The organism is Floccifex porci (genome assembly GCF_009696175.1).
GTDB classification, from domain to species: Bacteria; Bacillota_I; Bacilli_A; order Erysipelotrichales; family Erysipelotrichaceae; genus Floccifex; species Floccifex porci.
Genome location: NZ_VUMM01000037.1, coordinates 1 through 5774, shown reverse-complemented (window position 1 = coordinate 5774; position 5774 = coordinate 1). Strand labels below are relative to the sequence as shown.

The window sequence follows — 5774 nt, the reverse complement described above, 5'->3', positions numbered from 1 at the left end:
ATGTTCTGACACATCTTTCTTCCTTCTTTTAAATTGACGTTGCTGTTCTTTTCCTTGTACTTTCGTACTTCTTTCAGGTTTTCTTGTTCAGTTTTCAAAGATCGTTTCGCTGCTCTCTGTCGAGCGCCCACTTATACTACCAAATCCTTCCTCTTCAGTCAACTCTTTTTTTGAAAAAAAGCCTTTTTTTTATAAAAAAGGCCTTATTTCTTTAATTTACGTTTCTTACATACGCTTTAATGACTTTAATTTCTTTATTTTCACTTTCTCCATACGGGCGAATTGTATATTCTTTAATGGATGCAGGAATAATAAATGTTTCTGCATAATGTACTACAAATGGCTCAAATTCATTTGTTGGACTTTCTACAATAGCTTCAATTCCATCAATTAAATTCAATTGGTTTACTGTACCATTTGTTTTATGGTAAGAAGTATTTGTGATCGTATATCTTCTTGTTTCAATGAATTCCAGTTCATGTAATCCAGTGTGTTCAATCAAACAATCATTTCCTTCTTCTTTTACTTCGTAAGTCGCGTTTACCAGATTTTCTTTTACCCATTCAGTTGTACGATCCCATTGAATTACATTTTTACCATGTTCTACATTGATTGGTCTTGGTCTTCCATCTAATCCAACACGCCCCCAATCCCATAATTTATATGTAAAAATATAAGGTGTAGCACTGATTTCCAAAACCATAGCCCCTGCTCCTGAGCAATGACATGTTCCAGCTGGAATCAAGAAATGATCATGTTTTTTTGCTGGGAATTTATTTATATATTTTTCCGCATCAAATTGAATTTTTCCTTTTTCCGCTTCTCTTAAATCTTCAATCATTTCACTTGGATCAATTCCTTCTTTTAATCCCAGATATACACAAGCATCATCTACAGCATCTAAAATATAATAGCTTTCGTCCTGTGTATAAGCCATTCCATAATTTCTATGAATGTATTCCGTTAAAGGGTGTACCTGCAAAGAAAGATTTTGACCACCGATTGTATCCAGGAAGTCAAATCGAATCGGATATTCAGCTCCAAAACGAGCAAATACCTGTGCCCCTAATAATTCTTTTGGTTTATACAATACAAGGTCCATTGCTGGAAGTTCAAAGGAAACCCCATCATAATCAAATAAAATACTGTTTTCTTCAGGTACTCCATCAAAACTCCATGCATAATTGATTTCATCTGGATTCAGGTTACACACTTCTTTCATCCATTGTCCACCCCAAACCCCTGGGTCAAAATAAGGAACCGTTCTAAATGGTGTTTTGCTTAACACATTTAAACTATGACGGAATGTATCTCCTGTAATCATTTTTGGTTCGTTCACTTTGTTTGTATCTATTAAATAATCAAAGTATTCAAAATTTCTTTGTTTATGTTTATCTGCAATACGCCATTCAATAAAGAATCCACGTTTGTTCTTCTTTAAAATTTCTTCATTCGCATTATCCGCTTTATAATTCGTCATTCCTTTACGATATCTCAATTGAATTTCCCAGCGAGCCATATCAAAATAAACATATAGATCTCCACGTGTTACCAGTGAAGCAGCTACACCACAAACCACTACAACACCATCTGTACATTCTACCTGTTCTTTTGCTTCCTGAAGTTTATCCATATCAATAAAATCTTCAAAATCTCCATAATACATTTTTCCAAAGGTACGGTCATCTGTTAAATGATATTTTAATTGTTCAGTAATATCTTTTCCATCTTTAAATATATCAATTGTTTCAATGATACATGAAGGATTTAAAGATTTAACCAGATTCATTACTTCATCTTCATAAACCCCTGGATAATAGTCAAACACTAAAACAGACTGATCATTCATTTTTGAAAGTAATTCTTCTTTAATTGCATCATAACCTGTGATAGCTTTATGTCCTTTTATTAACGTTTTGGGAAATTTGTCGTACTTAGACTTAAAATTTAAATAACTCATTCTCATCACCTCGGTTATAATGTTATATCATTATAATTTATTAATCAATATTTTTTTTATATTTTGTTTTCTTTATATGAAAGACAAAAAATAAATGTACTTTTTGATTGTCTTGACATAACAATTGTATTTCTCCAATTTTTTAAAATAGGTATATAATACAAACAAGACTGTATTGATATACTGTCTTGATTTTGCACATATCGTAGATTATTTTGAGCATCTTGGCGATACATGCAGTTTTTTCAGCTTTCGAATTTAGTGGGTTTCTCTGCTGCTTTTTCTTTTTGTAGAATGTATTAATCAGATTTTCTTTATTACCTGGCAAAGAACATGTTACAGCCATATATAATAAACTTCTTAGATATTTGTTTCCTCTTTTGGATATGGATAAATGATTTCCTGATATGTTTCCTGATTGTGCAATATGTGGGTCTATTCCCGCATTGGCTACAAGGGCTTATCTCAATTCGATTTTTGTCTTTTGGCCATGCGTATATATTTTCGCTCTTTTTCCATTCTTTCAATTCCTTATCCTGTTCATAATAAACCTTTGATATGGCTACTGGATCCAGTTTATCCGTTTTCTTGTAGTGAATAGCTTCTTTTCACTTTTCGCAGATTCAAGAGGGCAGATTTCATACTGGCAGATATTATTTTTATATAGAAATCTCTGAACCTGAGCTGTATAAACACCAGTGGCTTCATAAACAACATTTACCTCTTCACCTGTAGAATCCATAAGTTTCTGGATTGATTCAAAAAAACTGGAAACTGTTAACATCGTATTCAATTTTATGAACATTCCCATATTTCTTCCACTTTTTATAAATTCTGAAAATGACTTGAACCATCGGAAATGTCAATACTTATAACAGGTAACTGCATACAAATACTTCCTTTCATTTAGTAGAAAAAGATACTTCCAATTTTCTTATTCGATATTGTTTCGTTGTACATATTGACCTGATCTGGATTGACCATCTTATTAGATATAAGCTTATTCATGAATAAGAACAGGAACAATGACGTTTTTTTAACTGACTCAAAGGTCTACATTATTTCGTCTAAAAGTCTTTATTTAATCTGTATGCCTGCAAAATAGAAAAGCCAGGAATTTAAATCCTGACTTGAATGCCATGCATAATTTTTACAAACAAATGATTCTTGATTTGTTCATAATAACTATACAATTCTATATTTTCCAGGATATTTTTTATTCCTGGTTTTATAATACAAAAAAAGATCTTTATCCTGATGGATAAAGATCATGAATCACAAAATCAAATTATTTAATATCTACTGTAGCACCAGCAGCAACTAATTTTTCTTTGATTCCTTCAGCTTCTTCTGGAGTGATGTTTTCTTTAATTGCAGCAGGACATCCGTCTACTAATTTCTTAGCATCAACTAATCCTAAACCTGTAATTTCACGTACAACTTTAATTACACCAACTTTAGATGCTCCAAAGCTTGTTAATGTAACAGTTACTTCTGTAGGTCCTTCGTCTTTTGCTTCTTCAGCTGGAGCAGCAGCAACTGCAGCAGCAGCAACAACACCGAATTTTTCTTCGATTGCGGATACTAAGTCATTTAATTCTAAAATTGTAGCTTCTTCTAAGTAAGCAAGAATTTCGTCTTGAGTTAATTTAGCCATTTTTATTTTCCTCCTATTTATTCAGCAGCTTCTTGTGCTGGGGCTTCTTCAGCCACTTGTGGTGCTTCTTCCACTTTTACAGTTCCATTTTCTTTTGCTTCAGCTAAAGCTTTAATTGTCATAGCAAATTTAACAACTGGAGCATTTAAGCAAGAAGCGAATTTAGCCAACATACCTTCTTTATTAGGTAAGCTGGATAATTTTTTGATGGCTTCTTCATTCAATACCTGACCATCAACGATACCGTTTTTTAATACCAGCTTTTCATGTGTTTTAGCAAATTTAGCTAATACACGTGCTGGAGCAACGGCGTCCTTACCGAATGCATATGCATTTGGACCAACTAAAGTGTCACTGAAATCTTTGTAACCTAATTTTTCTGCGGCACGACGTGCAATTGCATTTTTGTAAACAGTCATTTCAACTTCTTCTTTGCGTAATGCACGACGCAATTCAGTTACTTCTGCAACAGACAACCCGCGGTATTCACATACAACAACAGAGCTGGATGCTTGCATTTTTTCAGCTAAGGCGTTTACGTTGGCTTCCTTTTCTGCAAGGATATTTTGATTCATTCGTTCCACCTCACTCTTTCTATATTGTAACAATATTCAAAAGAAGCTCACACCAAAGATGTGAGCGAATATGAAAACATATTTCAACATCAATCCTCGGTAACAAATTAAGCATAAAGCAGTTACTGTCTTTGGAATATTGATAACAATCTAATTTTATCTGGAATTCAACTATTTTTCAACAGTTACAGGGATACCAGGACCCATTGTAGAAGAAAGAACAATTTTCTTCATGTAAGTACCTTTTACAGCTGCAGGACGAGCTTTTGCAATTACACCATAAATAGCTTTGAAGTTTTCAACTAATTTATCATTGTCAAAACTTGCTTTTCCAATGATTACATTTAGGTTACCTTCACGATCGACACGGTAAGTAACTTTACCTTTTTTAACTTCATCGACTGCTTTTGCAACATCCATTGTAACTGTACCTGTTTTAGGGTTTGGCATTAAACCTTTAGGACCTAAAACACGACCTAATTTACCTAATTTACCCATCATATCTGGTGTAGCGATTAAAACATCGAATCCAAACCAACCTTTTTGAATTTGTTCAATAATGTCCATATCACCAACAAAATCTGCACCAGCTTCCTGAGCAGCTTTTGCTTTATCACCTTGTGCAACAACAGCAACCTTTTGTGATTTACCTGTACCATTAGGTAATACCATTGCTCCACGAATCTGCTGATCCGCATGACGAGGATCTACATTTAAACTAAAGCTTAATTCAACTGTAGCGTCAAATTTTACAGTTGATGTTTCTTTCATTAATGCAACTGCTTCTTCGATTGAATATTGACGAGTACTATCCACTAATTTAGCAGCTTCAGCATATCTTTTACTTTTCTTTGCCATAGTTGCCCCTCCTATTCAAATCCTTCAATTTTGATACCCATATTGCGTGCAGTTCCTGCAACAATACGCATAGCAGCATCAATGTCGTTTGCATTTAAATCTGGCATTTTGTATTCAGCAATTTCTTTTAACTGATCTACAGTAATTGTACCAGCAATTTGTTTCTGGTCACCACTTGCAGTAGAGATTCCAGCAGCTTTCTTCAATAAATTTGCTGCAGGTGTAGTTTTTAAAACAAATTCAAAACTCTTATCTTCATATGCAGTGATAATAACAGGGACGATATCCCCTTTACGATCTTTTGTTGCATCGTTGAATGCCGTACAGAATTGTGGCATATTGATACCAGCACTTGCTAATGCTGGACCTGGTCTAGCCCCACCTGCCTGGAATTGCAACTTACAAACTTTTGTAACTTTTTTCTTGCTCATAAGACAGCCTCCTATTTAAGTCTTATGCAGTGGTTTACGAATGTTTACATTCTCCCACGCATGCTAATCTACTTTATACTATTTTTCTCTTTTTTTCAATAAAAATATTTACTTTTTCTATAAAAATATCCAAATATTAAGTTATATTCTAAAATTTTTAAGAAATAAAAAAAGACTTCCAGAAGGAAGCATAAAAAAATCCGGCAGCGTGCTATGTTCGCAGGGGCAGGCCCAACTATTTTCGCCGCTGAAGTGCTTAACTTCTGAGTTCGGAATGATTTCAGGTGTTTCCA

General features: G+C 33.9%; 6 protein-coding genes, 1 rRNA gene, 1 pseudogene and 1 other annotated feature. All 8 genes and pseudogenes read right to left on the bottom strand.

Going from position 1 to position 5774, the window contains the following annotated elements; translation table 11 throughout:
• Positions 1-211: 211 nt before the first annotated feature.
• Positions 212-1960, bottom strand: a complete 1749-nt coding sequence (locus tag FYJ50_RS10390; RefSeq protein WP_154461682.1) for a class I mannose-6-phosphate isomerase — start codon at positions 1958-1960, stop codon at positions 212-214.
• A 142-nt stretch (positions 1961-2102) separates the two neighbouring features.
• Positions 2103-2405: pseudogene (locus FYJ50_RS10990) on the bottom strand (transposase); the annotation flags it as partial.
• Between the two features lie 117 nt (positions 2406-2522).
• Positions 2523-2771: a hypothetical protein gene (locus FYJ50_RS10380; protein WP_154461680.1), complete on the bottom strand. Its 249-nt coding sequence runs from the start codon at positions 2769-2771 to the stop codon at positions 2523-2525.
• Positions 2772-3248: 477 nt separating this feature from the next.
• Complete coding sequence (gene rplL / locus FYJ50_RS10375; RefSeq protein ID WP_154461678.1) at positions 3249-3617, bottom strand: 50S ribosomal protein L7/L12; 369 nt, start codon at positions 3615-3617, stop codon at positions 3249-3251.
• A 17-nt stretch (positions 3618-3634) separates the two neighbouring features.
• The gene (gene rplJ, locus FYJ50_RS10370) at positions 3635-4192 is read right to left on the bottom strand and encodes a 50S ribosomal protein L10 (RefSeq protein ID WP_154461676.1); all 558 of its coding nucleotides are present in this window, start codon (positions 4190-4192) and stop codon (positions 3635-3637) included.
• Between the two features lie 29 nt (positions 4193-4221).
• Positions 4222-4345 (bottom strand) — a sequence feature (ribosomal protein L10 leader region).
• Between the two features lie 18 nt (positions 4346-4363).
• Complete coding sequence (gene rplA, locus FYJ50_RS10365; protein WP_154461674.1) at positions 4364-5050, bottom strand: 50S ribosomal protein L1; 687 nt, start codon at positions 5048-5050, stop codon at positions 4364-4366.
• A gap of 11 nt (positions 5051-5061) precedes the next feature.
• Positions 5062-5481 (bottom strand): 50S ribosomal protein L11, encoded by a 420-nt coding sequence (gene rplK, locus FYJ50_RS10360; RefSeq protein WP_154461672.1) that lies wholly within the window; start codon positions 5479-5481, stop codon positions 5062-5064.
• Between the two features lie 198 nt (positions 5482-5679).
• A 5S ribosomal RNA gene (gene rrf / locus FYJ50_RS11010) occupies positions 5680-5774 on the bottom strand; the annotation flags it as partial.

Bases quoted from the DNA above. Each gene is read 5' to 3' on its own strand.
- FYJ50_RS10390 (WP_154461682.1), bottom strand. From the start codon at position 1,960: ATGAGTTATTTAAATTTTAAGTCTAAGTACGACAAATTTCCCAAAACG.
- FYJ50_RS10380 (WP_154461680.1), bottom strand. From the start codon at position 2,771: ATGGGAATGTTCATAAAATTGAATACGATGTTAACAGTTTCCAGTTTT.
- rplL (WP_154461678.1), bottom strand. From the start codon at position 3,617: ATGGCTAAATTAACTCAAGACGAAATTCTTGCTTACTTAGAAGAAGCT.
- rplJ (WP_154461676.1), bottom strand. From the start codon at position 4,192: ATGAATCAAAATATCCTTGCAGAAAAGGAAGCCAACGTAAACGCCTTA.
- rplA (WP_154461674.1), bottom strand. From the start codon at position 5,050: ATGGCAAAGAAAAGTAAAAGATATGCTGAAGCTGCTAAATTAGTGGAT.
- rplK (WP_154461672.1), bottom strand. From the start codon at position 5,481: ATGAGCAAGAAAAAAGTTACAAAAGTTTGTAAGTTGCAATTCCAGGCA.